At 47.8% G+C, this 17,420-nt stretch carries 13 protein-coding genes and 1 pseudogene; all 14 read left to right on the top strand.

Features of this window, described 5'->3' with window-relative positions; all coding sequences use genetic code 11:
- The first annotated feature begins 39 nt into the window (after positions 1–39).
- The 14 genes and pseudogenes from CHH27_RS23625 to CHH27_RS23690 all read left to right on the top strand — a co-directional run bounded on the left by CHH27_RS23625 (position 40) and on the right by CHH27_RS23690 (position 16,946).
- Positions 40–1,293 (top strand): glycosyltransferase family 4 protein, encoded by a 1,254-nt coding sequence (locus CHH27_RS23625; protein ID WP_094073774.1) that lies wholly within the window; start codon positions 40–42, stop codon positions 1,291–1,293.
- Entirely contained in the window at positions 1,290–3,404 is a 2,115-nt protein-coding gene (locus tag CHH27_RS23630) for a hypothetical protein (RefSeq protein ID WP_157739076.1), read from the top strand. Before CHH27_RS23625 ends, CHH27_RS23630 begins: the two co-directional genes overlap by 4 nt.
- Positions 3,405–3,570: 166 nt before the next feature.
- A complete protein-coding gene (locus CHH27_RS23635) occupies positions 3,571–4,359 on the top strand; it encodes an ABC transporter permease (protein ID WP_094073776.1) in 789 nt (262 codons plus the stop codon).
- Entirely contained in the window at positions 4,356–5,015 is a 660-nt protein-coding gene (locus tag CHH27_RS23640; RefSeq protein ID WP_094073777.1) for an ABC transporter ATP-binding protein, read from the top strand. The genes CHH27_RS23635 and CHH27_RS23640 overlap by 4 nt, the downstream gene beginning before the upstream one ends.
- Positions 5,016–5,043: 28 nt before the next feature.
- The gene (locus CHH27_RS23645) at positions 5,044–6,378 is read left to right on the top strand and encodes an RkpR, polysaccharide export protein (RefSeq protein WP_157739077.1); all 1,335 of its coding nucleotides are present in this window, start codon (positions 5,044–5,046) and stop codon (positions 6,376–6,378) included.
- A 113-nt stretch (positions 6,379–6,491) separates the two neighbouring features.
- The gene (locus CHH27_RS23650) at positions 6,492–7,106 is read left to right on the top strand and encodes an FkbM family methyltransferase (protein ID WP_094073779.1); all 615 of its coding nucleotides are present in this window, start codon (positions 6,492–6,494) and stop codon (positions 7,104–7,106) included.
- Positions 7,107–7,310: 204 nt separating this feature from the next.
- Positions 7,311–8,455: pseudogene (locus CHH27_RS23655) on the top strand (IS3 family transposase).
- 768 nt (positions 8,456–9,223) lie between these two features.
- Positions 9,224–10,306 carry a hypothetical protein gene (locus CHH27_RS23660; protein ID WP_157739078.1) on the top strand — a complete coding sequence of 361 codons (1,083 nt, stop codon included), beginning with the start codon at positions 9,224–9,226 and terminating at the stop codon, positions 10,304–10,306.
- A gap of 554 nt (positions 10,307–10,860) precedes the next feature.
- On the top strand, positions 10,861–11,490 hold the full coding sequence (locus tag CHH27_RS23670) for an HAD family hydrolase (RefSeq protein WP_157739079.1): 630 nt from the start codon (positions 10,861–10,863) through the stop codon (positions 11,488–11,490).
- 14 nt (positions 11,491–11,504) lie between these two features.
- Positions 11,505–12,203, top strand: coding sequence for a cytidylyltransferase domain-containing protein (locus CHH27_RS23675; protein WP_094073783.1), 699 nt, complete (start codon positions 11,505–11,507; stop codon positions 12,201–12,203).
- Positions 12,190–14,160, top strand: a complete 1,971-nt coding sequence (locus CHH27_RS23680) for a methyltransferase domain-containing protein (protein ID WP_157739080.1) — start codon at positions 12,190–12,192, stop codon at positions 14,158–14,160. Before CHH27_RS23675 ends, CHH27_RS23680 begins: the two co-directional genes overlap by 14 nt.
- 364 nt (positions 14,161–14,524) lie before the next feature.
- Entirely contained in the window at positions 14,525–15,310 is a 786-nt protein-coding gene (locus tag CHH27_RS27805; protein WP_157739081.1) for a tetratricopeptide repeat protein, read from the top strand.
- 8 nt (positions 15,311–15,318) lie between these two features.
- Positions 15,319–15,849, top strand: a complete 531-nt coding sequence (locus CHH27_RS23685; RefSeq protein ID WP_247646330.1) for a sulfotransferase domain-containing protein — start codon at positions 15,319–15,321, stop codon at positions 15,847–15,849.
- 170 nt (positions 15,850–16,019) lie between these two features.
- Positions 16,020–16,946 (top strand): GSCFA domain-containing protein, encoded by a 927-nt coding sequence (locus tag CHH27_RS23690; RefSeq protein WP_094073786.1) that lies wholly within the window; start codon positions 16,020–16,022, stop codon positions 16,944–16,946.
- The last annotated feature ends 474 nt before the right edge of the window (positions 16,947–17,420 follow it).

The following is a 17,420-nucleotide window of genomic DNA, read 5'->3' on the forward strand; positions in this document are numbered from 1 at the left end:
GGAGAATTCTGCCGGGATTTGTCGCGTCGGTCTATTGAAATGGATTGGCGTATTGGCTATCAGGCGATATCTTCATTTTCTGGGCTATTTCAAATGCGCATAGCTTTGCTAAATTCTTTGTTTCCGGAGCTAGGCATTGGCGGCTCCGAGATGTCAACATTTTACTTGGCCAAAGGTCTTAAGCAACTGGGCCATACCGTCCATGTCTTCAGTGAGAATGACAGCGAATCGACTGTTTGGGAGAAATACAGAGACATCGACGTTCTAAGAATAGGCGCCCCATTGGGCTATGGACCTAATATTTTTGCCACACCCAGGTTAGAGCGCGAGTATTGGCGCAATGAAAGCGAGGAAAGTTCATCTATTCTCGCAAGATTCGAGAAGCATATCTCTGAGTTTCGCCCCAACATAATACATACAAACGTGATTGGTGGAACTGTCGGTTTTTGGAATCTCGCCAGGGAAATGGGAATCCCGGTCGTTCACACACTCCGATCTTATTCTCTGCTTTGTCACCGACGAATGCTGCGAGGACATGTCCCCTGCAAACGTGTTTGCTCTGCGTGTTTAAATCCATCTCGAGAAAAAAGCCGGATAGAATCGAATAAAGTGACCAGTGTCGTGGCCATCAGCCAACACGTAATGGACGTGTTCCGCAAATCTGGCTGGTTTGCCGATGTTGAACATAGGCATGTCATAGGAAATAGTTACGAAGTATCTGATGTGTTATTCGAAGAAAGCGGTGGTGAAAAGAAGTATGACTTTGGTTACATAGGGAGGCTCCATGAGACCAAAGGTTTGGAATTGTTAATTGAACAATTTTCCCGCCTTCGAAAAGAGATAGACAAAGACCTCAAGCTATTGATCGCGGGCGACGGAAATCCGGACTATGTGAATCGCTTGCGCCAACTAGCACCTTCTGACGGCGTCGAATTTGCAGGGTATTTGAGTCCGACGCAGTTTTTTGCACTGGTCAGGATTTGTGTAGTTCCTTCGATTTGGTATGAGCCATTTGGCAGAGTCTTTGCCGAATCCCTGCATCACGGAGTTCCCGTCATCGGCTCCAAGCGAGGCGGAGGAGCGGAAATACTAGACGATTCCACTGGATGGCTTTTCGATCCAATTCATCCAGAGCAATTGAGAGACGCGATGATTTCAGCATTTGGCTTAGGTGACGATGGTTACCAACAAATGAGGCAAGGCTGTCTTGCGCAAGCAGAGCAATACAGCGTGAAGGCAATTGCTGAAAAGTACTCAAGTATCTATGAGAAGTGCTTAGGAATATCGTCATGAAAGTGCTTTCAATTTTGACTTCACCTCTGCAAATGCAGAATACAATCCAATATGTCAAGCAAACTGAAACTGCCTACAATAATGTCTTCATTGCGCATGTTGAATCGGGCAAAAATGAAGACAACAACCGCACGAAATCAATTTCCGAAAGATGCGACTGGGCAAGTTTTGACAGCTTTCCACCTTTTCGCAGTTTACTTGCAAAAAATTTTGAAGATGTAGAAACTTGGCGAGCGGAAGAACTGAACAATCGAAAATCCTACATTGAATTGATTGGGGAGTATTTTGGAAAAGTTGGCACTGATTTCGATGTAGTGTTATTGGGCGACTACAGGCCCATGTCTTTCAGGCAGTTTTTCCAATTTACCGAAGTACGTAAACCCGAAATCGTCCTTCTCGATGATGGTTCTGTTTCGCGCTACGTAATGGAATACAGAGATACAGGCCGAAAGAGTGAAGAGGTGACCAGGGGGCTTTTGGTACCGCTTGGTGAACATGACCCTTTCAGGGTTATGGAGCCAGCGTCTCTGACCTATTTCACGATTTACAATGAAACCATCCCTCAGGCGGACAATCTGCTTCTGAACGAACAGTTTACCTCTTTCTCGCCGGAAGATTTTGAATACCGCGAAGGCGAGGTCTGGGTCTGCGGCGTCAATCATTGTGAGGCCCAGATCGCCAAGCAAAATGAATTTTTGGAACTATGTTCTCGCGTCGCAGGGTGGGCGAAAGGCAAGAAGATTATCTACTTTCCGCATAGGCGAGAAGACAAGGAGAAGGTAGAACTTGTCAGGAAAATTATGGGAGCCGAGATTTCAAGCTACAAGTACGGCCTAGAAGAATATGTGCAAGAACATAAACGCCGACCGTTCAAGGTTTTCGTATTCGGATCGACGGTGGCTGATACGCTTAGTCGAATTTTTTCACCTTTGAATACTGTAATTGTTGCTGTGCCAAGCGATAACTATTTTACGAAGTCTGTCAGGTCGCAGCATGTCAGAAACATAATTGTTGACAATATTCGAAAAAATGAATGCGTTCAGGCCATTCCTGCATTTTGTAACGGTGTTCACACGTGGCTGAATTCCAAAGTCCCGACCTTGTCATCGCATCTGGCCCGAGTTCCGATGGGGGAAATGGAACCACGTATGCCATTCAAGACGTTGCGTGGCGCTGAGGTCGTCGGCGAAGAAGGTGAGTGGCTGAGGATTGCAGAGACAAAATTGCCGAAAATTCATCGAATTGTCATCGGTGACGTCTCCTCGCGAAAGGCCAAGGGCCTTCACTGTCACATGTTCAGGATTAGAGCCGAGGAGAGATACGGGTTTAAATTCCGTTTAGTAAACAAGAAGAATAGTTCCGATTTTGTTGAGGTAACTGCAGCATTCGACGTTGAGAGTAACGTAAAATCGTTGAACGAGTTCGGTCAATTGGCTCTTGAGATCGATGTGAATGCCACTCGGGAATCTGTTGTAACGGTCTTTTTCCAATGCAACAAGAATGTGGACTGCTCTCTTCAATTGATTACGCTACACAAATCCACCACCTTTACTTCAGCACACGATGGAAATCCCTCAGCCGGATTTTCGATTGCCGCGTATAAACCTGGTGACCAGAGGGTTGTCACTGCGAGCGGACTTGAGGGTGAATTCAGTGGGCAAGTCGCGATTCCATCGGACAAGACTGCTTTCATGCTTGTTGGATCAAAAGAGACACCCGAACTCGTGTGCGTTCACGTCGGTTTCTTGAAGTCCTTCAGAGGAAATCAGGTCAGCTTCCCGTTCCTGGATATGGCTTCCATCAGGTGTTTCAATCTAGGAAAACCAGGCCTTGGTAGTCCTGTTGTCTCAAGCCAGGAGGGTCAACTAGCGGAAGCACCAAGTAATAGTTCAGAATTTTTGTTAAGTTCTAAGCTAGGTTTGTCGTATCCCCTCTTCGAGGACGATATACGAAGAAGAAAAATATCGCTTCTTGGTAAGAAGATCGGAAAAACAATTTATCAGAAGTCAGAGAAGATATTTTTGGGTGAGGCCGACATCAGGTCTGGGAAAAAGATTTTATTAGGTGTCTACGAAGGAAAAAATTCCGGAAAACTGAATTTCTATTTCTAAATTGTCAAACAAATTTCTGACCGAAATGTGCAATAGAAGCATGTTCGTATTATGGGACATATTGTCCTTAATACCGAACTTGGGTTGCTTAGGATCCGTGCGCTAAATATGCGGTGACATACACGCTTGGGCCAAAAGTGGATGGTCTCGAAGGAATGAAGCAGCAATGCAGTCTGGAACATTAGCACAAAGCTTGAAACGGCAGGTCTCCATCACGTTCGCGCTCGTGATCCGGGAAATGACCACGCGGTACGGAAGTAAGTTCGGCGGCTACATGTGGGCTATTCTGGACCCGGTTCTTACGATTACGATCTTGACGCTAGTGTTTTCGGCCTTGGCTCGAGTCCCTGCACTTGGACGCAGTTTCACTCTCTTTTTTGCATCCGGTTACGCGGCGTTCTATCTGTACCGCTCAATGTCGGACCAGATTTGTTCGTCAGTGGAAGCAAATCGTGCTCTTCTGAATTACCCGATCGTGCGACCATACGATACGATCATCGCACGCGTGATTTTGCAGACAGCCACGTTGTTTGTTATTAACATCGTGATCTTCGGGTTCTTGTATATCACTGTTCCAATCCAGCGCATTGACCTTGGACCCATCTTTCTCGCTGCTGCGGTCGCTCTGCCGCTGGGCGCCGGCGTTGGTATTTCGAACATTGTCTGGTTCCACTTCAGCAGCGTGTACAAATCAATTTGGGGGGTCGTTAATAGACCCGCGTTTATCGTATCAGGTGTTTTCTACCTGCCGGAGACCCTGCCACCACCGTTTAGGGACCTCATTATGTGGAACCCGCTCGTTCACATAGTTGGTCTTTTTAGAAGAGGCATCTATCCTAACTACAAAGCCAGCTACGTTGACTTATCCTATGTGGGAGGCTTGGCAATTTTTTCCGTGGTGTTCGGCTTGTGCCTCGTGTGGCTTTTTGATGGAAAACTGAGAGAGCCAAAATGATCCGTCTGGACCGCCTTACAAAGTCCTTCAAGCACAAGGGGGAGTACCGGTACGTGGCGAAAGATGTGTCGTTTACGATTCCGCGGGGAGAAAGCATCGGACTGCTGGGGCGAAACGGTGCAGGCAAGTCGACATTGCTGAAAATGATTGCGGGTACAATCAAGCCTACGTCCGGTAGGATCCTCAGATTCGCGAATGTGTCTTTTCCGTTGGGTTTCCAGGGAAGCTTCAACGGCTCCTTGACTGGCGAGCAAAATGTTCGTTTCGTCGCGAGAATTTACGGACATGACACCGACCATTTGGTGGAATACGTCAAGGACTTTGCGGAGTTGGGAAACGCTTTTAGTATGCCAGTCAAAACCTATTCGTCAGGCATGCGTGCGAGACTCGCATTCGGTGTAAGCATGGGCATTGATTTCGACTACTATCTTGTCGACGAACTCACGGCAGTTGGCGACACTAATTTCAAAAAGAAGTGTCAGAAGGTTTTTGCCGAAAAGCTGGAAAAGTCAGACATCATCATGGTTTCTCATTCCACAAAGTCACTTAAGGATTTCTGTACGACGGGGATTGTACTTGAGGATGGAAATTTGACGTATTTTCCGAATATCAATGATGCGATTGTGATGCATGACGAGAATATGGCGCGGCGGTAAGCGGCAAGAAACTAAGGTCACATCTGACATGTCAGCAGCTGAAAAAAACAGCTCGAAGAAGCTTCGCACGAGGACTGAAAAGGGCGAAATTGTCGCCCTTTCGGCGGATAGTGTAAAGGAGTTGAGACCGACACCAAGAAAGAACCAGAACTTGGTGGACAAACTCAAGAAGTCAGGTCTGGATCCGCAAAAACTTCTTGATCTGGCTTTGCCTGCGACCGCTGGCAAAGCCGTTTCCAAACTCAGGCATGTCTTGATCGCGGTCGGCTTCTTCCTGATGGTGGTGGTGCCTAGTTCCATTATTGGCGGCTACATGTTCTTCATTGCAAGCGACCAGTACCACAGCGTAACGGCATTTGCTGTTCGAAGTTCCACAACGACGCCTGCAACCGAAGTGCTGGGAATGGTACTGAACAGCGGTTCTGATTCTGTGACTTCGAATAGCTACATTGTTAGTGACTATCTGACCAGCCAGGCAGTCCTTGAGGAGTTGCCGGAAGATCTGGGTCTTGATGAGATATTCAACAGGGAAGGTGCAGACTGGTTTTTCCGATTGGGCAGTGACCTTCCGATTGAGGATAAGCTCGACTATTGGAACAATATGGTCAGCGTAGCTTTTGACGCTACGTCAGGGGTAATCAATGTCGAGGTTCGGACGTTTCGTCCTGATGATTCCGTGAAGGTCGCTGAAGCGATCCTTGAACGTTCGGAATTGCTGGTCAATCAGCTGTCTGCCGCAAACAGGCGACAGAGTTTGAAAAATGCGGAGGAGTCAGTCGCTCGATCGGAGGCTCGACTTAAGGCAATTCGCAAGCAAATGGCACGTTTCCGCGAAGAGGCTCAAGTTCTAAGTCCACTTGACAACGCGAGGCTGACGTTCGAGATCATTTCAGGGCTAGACCAGAGGCTTGCGGCGAAAGAGGCGGAAAAGAAAACTTTGTTGAGCCAGCTGGATGCGAACTCTCCACGTATTCGTATCCTGAATGAAGAGATAAATGCGCTGAAAGGGCAGATAGCTTCCGAACGGAAAAAAATCGGGTCCGGCCTCGCAGGTACAGGTGGGGGATCAGAACCCTCCGAACCGGGCACGTCGCTGTCCTATCGCATAAATGATTACGCGGAACTCAAGCTAGAAGAAGAGTTCGCACAACAACTCTATACGGCCTCGCTCGCAGGGCTTGAACAGGCACGCAAGGACGCGGATAGCAAACATTTGTATCTTGCAACGTTTATACGGCCGACCCTGTCAGAGGCTGCGCAATACCCAAGCCGACTGCTCTATTCGTTTTCAGCTTTTCTCATACTGACGGGGCTATGGATAGTTGTTGTCTTGATGTACTATAATATTCGTGATCGGACATAGGTTCTATCGCGCACAAAAATCTACGCAATTACATGCGAGTCTCGTCTTTTTTGCAACTCCCAGACCAAAATCTAACAAAAATGTTGGCAGTAAAAAACCGCTAAGGGGTAATCATGATAAAAACCGCGCATACCTATTCGCAACTTGGCCAAGATCTGCTGATTAAAAAGAAATTTAAAAGAGCGAATTTTGGCGAATGGTACTGCGTCGATGTAGGTTGCCATCATCCGATTATTAACAACAACACATTTTTATTCTACGAGTTAGGTGCAAGAGTTCTAAATATCGATCCTAATCCGGATTTGGAGGGCTTGTACAAGAGGTATCGCGGAGAAGATAAATTTTTGTGTAGTGCCGTTTCCAATGCACCGTCAACCCAAAAATACTATCGATACTCAAATAGCCAATGGAATGGACTAGAGGAGAATTTAGGGCAGAAAAGCAAACTAGTTTCGACGGAGTTCGTCCCCGTTAGTTCGCTCCAGACGATATTTGTCGAACACAACGTTCCGGAGACAATCGATTTTTTGTCAATTGATACTGAAGGGCACGAACTAAGGGTTCTTCAAGGTGTTGATCTGAACAAATACGATATCGGTTGCATATGTCTGGAATCAAGAATGAACGCCGAAAATCATTTGAATACAGAGCTACACAAATTTCTAACAGATAGATACGTGCTTTTCGCGCACAACGGGCATGACGCTTTATATATCAAAAGAAAATAGAAGGTTTGCCAATTCTGGAATAACGCCAGCTTCCGAGCATAAACCTCCCACGGTATATTGCTAACAGCGGGACGCGCTAGTTTAAATCTGATCAAAGTTTAATTTGGTCAAGCTCAAAGTTTGAACCGCTCCTGGGTTTGTAAACTGAATAGACCCTAGATTTGTAGACGCCTTCTTCCCTAATTTTGAGGCAAGGAGGCCATGATGGGCACGAGCAATTTTAGTGACGATTTCAAACGGGACGCGGTGGCGCAAATCACCGAGCGTGGCTATCCGGTTGCGGAGGTTTCGACGCGCTTGGGCGTGAGCACACACTCGCTCTATGCCTGGAAGAAGAAGTTCTCCAAGTCGCCCGATCCAGGGGAAGGCGATCAAGCCGCGGAGATCCGGCGGCTTAAGCAGGAACTGGCTCGCGTCACCGAGGAGCGTGACATTCTAAAAAAGGCAACCGCGTACTTCGCCAAGGATGCAAAGTGAGGTACGCCTTCATCGCTGAGTATCGCTCCGTGTTTTCGGTACGGGCGATGTGCCGCTGCCTGCGCATCCATCCAAGCGGCTTTTATGCCTGGCTGAAGGCTCCGCTGAGCAAACGGGCCCGGGAAGACATCCGCCAGACCGAACTGCTGAGCAAGGCGTGGAAGGAGAGCGGCAAGGTCTATGAATATCGCAAGCTTCATGATGATCTGCTTGATCAGGGAGAGACGAGCTGCCTGAACCGTGCCGCAGGACTGGCCAGACTGGCCGGGATCAAGGCTCAGATCGGATACAGGCGGAGACCGGGCAACTATGGCGGAAGACCTGCCATGGTTTTCGACAATAGCCTCGACCGGCAGTTCAATGTGGAGGTGCCCGACAGGGTCTGGGTGACAGACATCACCTACATCAGGACACTGGAAGGCTTTGCCTACCTTGCCGTCGTAATCGACCTCTTTTCCCGCCGCGTTGTTGGATGGTCGATGCAGAGCCGACAAAGCACGGATGTCGTGTTGCAGGCGTTACTCATGGCCGTATGGAGGAGGAAGCCAAAGAACGCAGTTCTGATCCATTCGGATCAGGGATCGTAGTTCACAAGCATGGACTGGGCATCATTCCTTCGCGCTCACAATCTGGAGCACTCCATGAGCCGGCGTGGAAGCTGCCACGATAACGCTGTTGCCGAAAGCTTTTTCAACCTGCTCAAACGGGAAAGAGTGCGGCGACGAACCTAAAATACACGCGAAGACGCGAGGCGGGATGTGTTCGACTACATCGAGATGTTCTACAACCCAAAGCGCAAACACGTCAGAAGCGGGATGCTGTCACCCGTCGAGTTCGAACGGCAGCAGAAACTGAACTCTGAAGGCGTCTAGAAAGTGCGGGGCTATTCAAACACCTTTATTGCATAGTGCTGATACATCTTTTCGGATGCGCAGAAGGCGTGCATCATGGAGCGCGAAATGTAGGAGCGTTAGAGCGTTTGCCGATTGTATTGAACGATTTGACAAGCACGGTTTGGCTCGCTGGCGAGGCCGGTACCCGTGGTGGTGTTTCCCATCACAAGGGTGGGCCAACGACGTTAGCGTGCCAAACCGTCCGGCCCATTCTCAAGTGATTATCAAACGCATCTGTGCTGTTGCCGGGGAGACTATCCGGCCCCCCGGCAGCGTTGCGCCGCGTGCACGATACACCGCATCGCACTTCGCAACGCGCCTTGCCGATTGAACCGCATAGTCTCATCAAACGCTCTATTGGCTCAAAATAGCTCATCGTTTGCCTCTCTAAATGGTTCGCTGGACCATTTCTCAGAACAGGTCTCGCTGTTGCACCGCTCCCGTAGCGCCGCATCGGGCTTCGCGCCACGCCTTGCCTAATGAACCGTTTGGAGCCATCAAATGGTTCAATCTGATCGGAAAGCACTCCAGTGGTGGAGAGCCGCCGCGAAGAGGGTAGCACTCCAATCGACCAGCGGACTCTGTGCCAAAGTGGATGGAAATCGGGTCTCAGGTCCGTTCCTATAGATCAAGGCCATGGGTTGCGAATTCGACATCGAAATCCTATAACCCGCGAGTCGGGAAGAGGCTGCCCTCGGTTACCATGTCTGACAATCCGGTGGCTTGAGACTTGCGGAGAAATAAACGGTGATTTCAAGAAGCGACTGGCAGATTCTCGACTGCACCTTGAGAGATGGCGGCTATTATACAAACTGGGATTTCAGTCAGGAATGCGTAGATCGATATCTCGAGGCTGTCTCCTGTCTGCCGGTTTCTTACATTGAATTGGGTTACCGGGCATTACCCGAATATGGAAAATACAAAGGTGCGTATTACTACTTGCCGCTCAGCTATATAGAGAGCGCGAGAGAAAAACTGCCTGCAGATACCAAACTCGGCGTCATGCTAGATGTTAAGAACTGCCCGCCTGAACACAGTGCAAAACTGCTTCAAGAGTGTCAGGGACTGATTGATTTTGTGCGGCTTGCTGCAGACCCGCGAAAGCTGAACGTTGCTCTTGAACTCGCGTATTCGATAAAGCGGTTAGGCTTCGAGGTCGGGTTAAACCTGATGTATCTCTCGAGTGACTATGACAAGACAAATGTACTCGAAGAAATACAAAATAATAAGGGTGTTTGCGATATCGTTTCCTTGGTAGACTCCTACGGGGCCTGTTATCCTACAGAGGTCGCCCAGGCTGTATCGCTGGCAAAGCACATATTGGACGTTCCTGTAGGGTTTCACGGGCACGATAATCTGACGCTCGCCTTTGCAAATGCGCTTGCGGCATTGGACGCAGGGGCTGATGTTGTCGATGGGACGTTGCAGGGAATGGGCCGGGGTGCCGGCAACTTGCGAACTGAACTGATCGCGAGCTACCTGGAAAGCAATCTCGGCAATGTACCAGACTTCTTTGCCGCCGCGCCGGCTTTGGATCATTTTTCAGAAATGAAGATGGTGCACAAGTGGGGTGCTCAGATACCTTATATAATTGCGGGGCTAAACGGACTGCCTCAAGCTCCGGTCATGGAGTGGATGTCGAAAAAGCGTTTCGATATGCCTGCTATTGTAAGGGCTCTCACAACGCTCGGAAAAGATGAGGATGTGCAGCAGCAAAAGAAGTCAGGAAACGTTGCTAAACCGCTTCGAGATGCGTTGCCGAAATTGCACGACAAGAAGGTCGTCGTTGTTGGGGGGGGGCAACGGCTCTTGAACACACGGCTGGAGTAGCCGAATTCTGCGAAAAAAATGATGCCTTTCTGATACACTCGAGCGGTAAACATCTAGCTTTCTATCTGCAAACAGCTCCACAACAATATCTGTGCCTTGTCGGAGACGAGTTCAACAAGATTACGCTCTCCAGCAGGACGTGGATCGAGAAAATATCCGGCTTTGTCATTGACACCAGCGCGTATACGGGGGTGCCGGACGAGGTGTCGCGTTCGGGCAAACTCTTTTCCAGCGATGTGACCGGTGGCCGAACTGGCAAGGAGGCTCTGTCGTCTATAAATCCCCTGGCACTTGCTCTTGCCGCTGCCCGGGACCTGTGCGCGGAAGAAGTATTTCTCGTCGGATTTGATGGTTACTCTGATCATACAGACGCTTCTTGGTTGTCTGACGAGACCCAAATGGTCTTAAAAGCGGCAGAAAAGGAGCTACAAGGCATATCGATTAGCAGCCTACTGCCGACACGCTATGACCTAAGGATTGATCCCTTGTATGCGCGTTTGGCCACCAAAGCTGATTGATGTTGGTCAACAACTGGAATGCGGGAACACAACGAGATGGGCGTCATATTCGATTGCGACGGCGTGATTTTTGATAGCAATAGAATGAAAAATGATATTTTTTCTCAAACGCTATCGGACTATTCTTCGGATCAAGTTGAGAGATTTTTGGAATACCACAAGTCAAATGGTGGTATTTCTAGATATGTTAAATTTAGATATTTCTTTTCTGATATCATCGGGTCTCCCATAGATGATGATTTGGTCAACCAGTTGATAGGCGACTATTCGGAACTTTGCTATAAAGCTTACCAGGCCGCGCCATTTACAAAAGGGGCGTTGGAAACGATTGAGAAACTGTCAGCGAAACATGACCTATTCGTAGCTTCCGGAAGCGACGAGCAGGAACTCAATAGGGTTTTCAAAGATCGTGGAATAGCCACAGCTTTCAAAAAGATCCTTGGATCTCCTAGGCCCAAGGCCGAGTGTTTGAAATTGATTGTGGGAGATCGTCCGCAGAATTTCGTATTCGTAGGTGATTCAACTAAGGACTTCGAAGCAGCCGCAGAAGTTGGTGTTCGTTGTGTGCTTATGCCAACTTACTCAGACCAACCAGAATCGGTCGAGAAATTGGGGGGGAGCTGCGAAATTATTCGAAGTATTGAAGAACTTTTGGACCGCTACTGAAGAGTGATGGATCTATGACTGGTATACAAGTCTTTCTGCCCTGCCGTAAAGGCAGCTTGAGGGTGCCTGATAAAAACACGAGACAGTTCGCGAGCGATGGGCGCAGTCTACTGGACATCAAACTCGAACAACTCCAAAGCACCGACGGTATTAATTCTGTTTTGCTTTCAACCAATGACGAGGCTGTAGAGCAGATTGCTCGTCGATATATTGACATGCCGAACAGCAAAATTGTCCTGGATAACAGACCCGATGAGTTCTGTGGCAACAACACCACAACGGACGAAGTCATTTCCTACGCCGCAACCGTATTGACTGGTGATCACATCCTGTGGACCCATGTTACCTCACCTTTCTTGGGGCCAGAAGGGTACGCGGAAGTTATTGATCGGTACCAAACAGGCATTGCGTCCGGCAAATATGATTCAGCAATGACAGCCAAGCGCTTGCAAACGTTTCTTTGGAACGAAGAAGGGCCGCAGAACTATGATCCCTCTGTTGTTGCATGGCCAAGAACCCAGACGCTTCAAGTCCTTTGGGAAATTGACAGTGGTGCATTCGTTGCACCCGTGGATATCTACAGGAACCGAAAAAACAGAATTGGTTCGCGACCAAATATAATAGAGTTGTCAGGTATCGCGTCGCTCGACGTTGACACGCAGACGCAGTTTGAACTCGCCCAGTCAATATGGAATGCACGTGAAAACAACTGATGTTCCGAAGAATGAATGCGTCTTTGATTTAGAGGCGATCTGGGACGATCGTGTTCGCTTGGTCATCTACCCGGGAGACCCGAATGTTACCGCAGAGCATGAAGGCTGGATACTAGACACATCGCAAGGAATTCTCCCGCTCACGGTGGAGCAAATCGACGTCGGAAAGATTGTCTTCAAGGACGTGGAAATCGATTTTACAGGGACGATTGTAGAAAATCTCGTAGTATTCAATGAACGCCTGGCGCTCGTTTGCGGAAACAAGAGGGAAGACCTCGGCGAGACCTTATTTCCGAATGGACTGGAGGGGGTAAACGACTCTATCCGTCGGCGCAAAGGGCTAAAATTTGGCAGGGATTTTCAACTTGTTGCGGCTTGGCAAGCCTTTCTTCGAGGCCAAAACGAAGGGCAAATTGCGGCACAGGCTTTTTCATTCTGTTCTATTTGTTACCGGTACACGGAACAACCCGAACGTATTGGCGGGGAAACATTTGATAAACTTACCGAAATACTGAAGATTTTCGCAAATAACCTAAATTGTGAAATTGCTGAGGAAGCCAGATGGTTTCCATCGGTACACTTGGCTTATTCGCAGCTCGCGCTCATGTTGGGAAAGCTAGAAATAGCAGAAGTCGGGTTGAACAAGATTACGGACAATGTTGGTATCATTGCCGTAGAACCAATTTGTTCCTACAATATTGCGTTGGCCAATTGTTTGCTTTCCTATTTGTATTGGGTTGCCGAAAATCCAAGCTTTCGCAAAGTTGCTGAGCAATGGTTGGATATTTTTTATTTGAGCGTCAATCACATTGATATTCGATTTGGAACTGTTTACGAATTTGGCGCGATATACAAGGCGCTTTTCTTAAACTACAAGTTTATCCTTCTCGAAGATGAACACGATGACAGGCGTCTGAGATCCTTGGAATTCAAGGATATTATGGAAACATGTATGCGGATCAGGCTTGACAGCGGCACGTTGGCGAGACTGAAGATGGTTTTGACACCACTTATGCATGGGAAAGATCTCAAGAAATTCGGCATAGGGTCTGTGACACAGACACTTGTCGAAAAAGACGTCCCGGAAGAAATCAGCAACCGTATCAACGAAGAGTTTAAGTCTAGACCACTTTATCAAGTAAGAAGAAGTTCTTGTCCGTGCTGTAAGAGTACAAATAGGTCAATATTTGAATATCCATCGCGTGCCGATCTTTATACTCTAAATTTCAGCGTAGAGGGGTGCCACGATTGTGGGTTCTCAAAGGTTGCGGTGCGGCCATATGGATATGCTGACTTCTTGTCTGGAAAGTACCTGAAAGGAAGCAATATCCCGTTCAGCGCGTTGAATGGATTGATCTGTGCCGCAGCAAACATAGCTGCCGGGGAAGACGCTGTGTCCGCGGAGGTGAGCCGACTGGGGAGCTGCGAGAAGGGTGAAATTCTTTACCTCGGCAACCCTCTTATTCCGTTGATTACAAATAATTTTGTTTTAACGGACTGGAATGAATGGTCTCCTTTCAAATCAAGTGTTGAGGAGGAGCAAGACCCTGACACAAACGTTATAACGCCGGTAATCACGCCACGTGACAAAAATAGGCGGTATAAGAAGATTATACTTAACCATTGTCTGGAGTACATTCCGAGTGATGAGCTTCCAAAGCTTCTCAGGCAAGCAAAAGATCTTCTGGAAGAAGGGGGAACCCTGTATGTTGAGGTGAGAAATGCTTCTCTTTTACGTTTGAACGCTCGGAAAATGAGTCTCTCGCCAGCTGTGAGTTTCTTTTCTCCCGAAGCGCTTTTCCGGGTTCTCTCACTGGCGGGATTCGACCATGTTCGTATTTCGTCATTTGGTCCGGCACACTCTCTGCGGCGACTGATTGGACACAAGCCAGACGCTCAGTTCGATCTATGCAATGAAAGCATCGTTGCAATTGCCGCGTTTGAGCCTCAACATTAGCGGCAGTCCAGTAGCGATTTTGATCGTGCTTAGAAGATAGTATCTCTCTAAGCATGTGGGCCTTTGACCCTCATGCAAAGCACAGCCGGGCAAAGAGCGACACCTTGGTGCTTCAGGTCCGGAGGAGAAGTCGAGTAGAGGCACGTCGTCAAATGGGCAGAGGTCGAGTGGGTGTCTTGCCGCTGAGCCACTTGAAATATAGTGCCATCCTCAAGATGGCAGTTGGAACTCATCAACTTCCTTGCAGGGGTCTCCAAAAAGGCTTGCGAGAAAATAGGGTAAGCTAAAAAAGGAAGCGAAGGCCACACCGCTTGACCTTATTACAGTCACTGTCAGTAAAAGAAGCAACAGAAGGTGCCGACCTATGAACGAAAAAGAGCTTGAAGAAAGATTAAAGGGTCTGCTCCAAAAAGGCGCGATTGAAGAGTGTAGGGAACTCATAGACGCAAATAGTAATATTGATACGAAACGAATTTCGAAGATTCATTTGGAAGTCTTGGATAATCTATTTCTTTTTAAGGAAGGGATTGAAAGATGTTTGGCATATGTCGAAAAATATCCTCGGGATGCAATCTTTCCCCTGATGGCGTCAAAGTTTCATTTCAGCCAATCGGAAGTCACTGAATCTCAATTGTGGCTAACCAAAGCGATTTCTAATTCCTATCCAAAATATAACTGGTCTGAGTTGGAAATCTCGATAGAAATGCTAGCGCAGCATGGTCGCTATCGAGAGATGATAGAAAGATTAGAAACAGCTGATGAAAAGCGGAAGTCCACGGCCAAGTGGGCGATGTTGAAAGCGCGTGCTTTGGCTGGTATTGGTGACGTAGAGAAGGCAAGATCTTGGTATCAGGTTGCTGATGGAATTAGTGGTCAGACCTCTCCAGAAATCTTTTATCTAATTTCTCATCCCAAGAGCGGCTACACTTGGTTGCGCTATATAATTGCGCAAATTCTTGCTGTGAAGGGGGGCAGCCATTGCCGCAAGAAACGATCCGTATCACGCAGTTGGGTAAAAGCCTCCCGTCTCCAATCCTGGTCAAAGCCAGTCATGACGGCGCGAGCCTGCGTGCTGAAAATGGAATCGAACATGATTGGAATTACTTGGATCTTCACAGCGAACGCAAGCGATACACAAATGGTCGCGTAATATTTGTGGTGCGAGATCCAAGGGACACAATCGTCTCTCTTTATCATCAGCTTTCAAGCAGAACGACGCGCCCAGTTGGTCTGACTCTGTCCGAGTTCATCAGATCTCCGGAGTATGGATGGGATCGGATGATGCGCTTCTATGCTATTTGGGATGCCAATTTGAGAACGCCACGTTCGATGCTCTTGATGAGTTATGAAGGTTTGCTTCGGTCTCCTGCGACCGGAATTGAGCATGTAGCAAACTTTCTTGGTGTGAAACTTTCCCAGGAGCAGGTATCTAAGATTGCTGATGTCTCAAGCGCCGAGACCATGCGACAGGGAGAGCGCCAGGGAAAGATTGCGCAAATGAGAGTATTAGGAAGCGGATTGAATGCACTCAAGGTTCGAAAAGCAAAATCTGGAACCTACAAAGAAGAAATGAGCGAAGAAGACCAGCTGTGGTGTGAAAAAAAAATGTCAGATTTTCCGGTAGTGTTCTCTGATCTCGTTAAGGAAAAAGGTGCCGATTTCATACAATTAGAAAACAGTATTGCATAGTTATGCTCACTTTGCCGCAAATTCCAGCGACAACCGCCAAGCAGGTGCCAGAATTGAGGCAAGCATGGCAAAAAATTCTCGGAAACGGGTGATAATCATTCGACACGAAAAGGCTGATGCAATATTTTCGGGCAGCATCATTTTGATGAGAATTTACGCAGGGTAAGAAAATGGCGAGTGGATCTGTTAAACTTTCAGTTTTGGAAAAACACGGTTTTAGCGGAATTCGCCGTTGGCCAAATAAGAACAAACTTTATTCCAAAGAAGCTGTTGAAAATTTTTATCTACACGGCTTTGTTCCAAAAAAACCTTTTATTAAAAAAGAACATAAGATTACAGCATTTGGGTCCTGCTTTGCTGGAAATGTTTCCAAATATCTTCATGGGCACGGCTTCAATGTGAATGCGCACACTTGGAAACACGCGGATTCGGATTTTATCCGAATTGATGAAATCATGGTCCACACTCCTGCACTTCGCATGCAATTTGAGTGGGCCTTTGAGAACAAGGAGATCGGTCGCATCTTTGTCGGAGGAGCGGAAGAGAAAGCTAAAACCTATCATGAACTTGAAGACATCAAGGCGCTGGTCACGCAATCTGACGTGTATATTATTACTTTCGGGTTGACCGAGGCTTGGTTTGATCGTGAAGAAAATACCTATTTGTGGAAGTTTATCCCACACAAAAAACTTGATCCAGAACGATACATCAACAAGTCGGTGTCTTTCTCCGAAAACCTGGAGAATATAGAGGCGATTTACAAATGTATTCGCGAGGTGAGACCAGACGCTTCTATCATCATGACGCTCTCTCCAATCCCACTTTTAGGAACTTATAGCAACCGCTCGATCGTTGCAGCCAACAGCGTGTCGAAGGCCAAATTGCGGGCGGCGTTGGATGAGTTCATTTCACTCAAGTCTGTGGATGAAAACCTTTTCTATTTTCCTTCTTATGAACTTGTTACCCAGTACTTGGAAGACCCGTGGGAAGATGACAATCGCCACATTACCAAAGAGGCGGTAAATTCTATCATGCAGGTCTTCGACGAACATTTCTTGATAAGAGAAGAGGGGCCCAGGAAGGAGCAGGGCGCTTAGCCAGCTGCCGTGTTGAAGAGCCTGCGATCCGCAAAGAGGCGCGACTGCTCGTGGGGGCAGCCCAAGTCAGGTTGTGAATGGAGGTTTGCCGGAGAAAAACTTTTCGGCGCTGTGAAAGCTGACTTGTAAGATTCGGGTAACTGTTCGCGCAAATCGCCAGTTTTCCGTTGAACGACATAAGTCTATGTGGGTATAGCCTCCCGCCAATTTGGCATTAGATTGCTTGCGCATTTCACCTGTGACGTCAGCCAGGTGATTGGGATATAGAAGGTATTTTCGAAGATGGGTAATCTCACAGAGCAGATTGAAACGATCAGAAATGCCGTTAAGGCTCTGAAATCTAAGCACAGCGACACGAGTGGCAAAAAATCAGTTTCCGGGATCAAGGCGTATGCGAAGTAAATAATTGGCGCTCAGAAAGAAAAGGCTGACGGGATTGATGAGCAGCCTATCGAAGAAATCCTGAAGCAAATG

Source organism: Labrenzia sp. VG12, from assembly GCF_002237595.1.
Lineage (GTDB): Bacteria > Pseudomonadota > Alphaproteobacteria > Rhizobiales > Stappiaceae > Roseibium.

Bases quoted from the DNA above. Each gene is read 5' to 3' on its own strand.
- CHH27_RS23625 (WP_094073774.1), top strand. From the start codon at position 40: ATGGATTGGCGTATTGGCTATCAGGCGATATCTTCATTTTCTGGGCTA.
- CHH27_RS23630 (WP_157739076.1), top strand. From the start codon at position 1,290: ATGAAAGTGCTTTCAATTTTGACTTCACCTCTGCAAATGCAGAATACA.
- CHH27_RS23635 (WP_094073776.1), top strand. From the start codon at position 3,571: ATGCAGTCTGGAACATTAGCACAAAGCTTGAAACGGCAGGTCTCCATC.
- CHH27_RS23640 (WP_094073777.1), top strand. From the start codon at position 4,356: ATGATCCGTCTGGACCGCCTTACAAAGTCCTTCAAGCACAAGGGGGAG.
- CHH27_RS23645 (WP_157739077.1), top strand. From the start codon at position 5,044: ATGTCAGCAGCTGAAAAAAACAGCTCGAAGAAGCTTCGCACGAGGACT.
- CHH27_RS23650 (WP_094073779.1), top strand. From the start codon at position 6,492: ATGATAAAAACCGCGCATACCTATTCGCAACTTGGCCAAGATCTGCTG.
- CHH27_RS23670 (WP_157739079.1), top strand. From the start codon at position 10,861: ATGGGCGTCATATTCGATTGCGACGGCGTGATTTTTGATAGCAATAGA.
- CHH27_RS23675 (WP_094073783.1), top strand. From the start codon at position 11,505: ATGACTGGTATACAAGTCTTTCTGCCCTGCCGTAAAGGCAGCTTGAGG.
- CHH27_RS27805 (WP_157739081.1), top strand. From the start codon at position 14,525: ATGAACGAAAAAGAGCTTGAAGAAAGATTAAAGGGTCTGCTCCAAAAA.
- CHH27_RS23690 (WP_094073786.1), top strand. From the start codon at position 16,020: ATGGCGAGTGGATCTGTTAAACTTTCAGTTTTGGAAAAACACGGTTTT.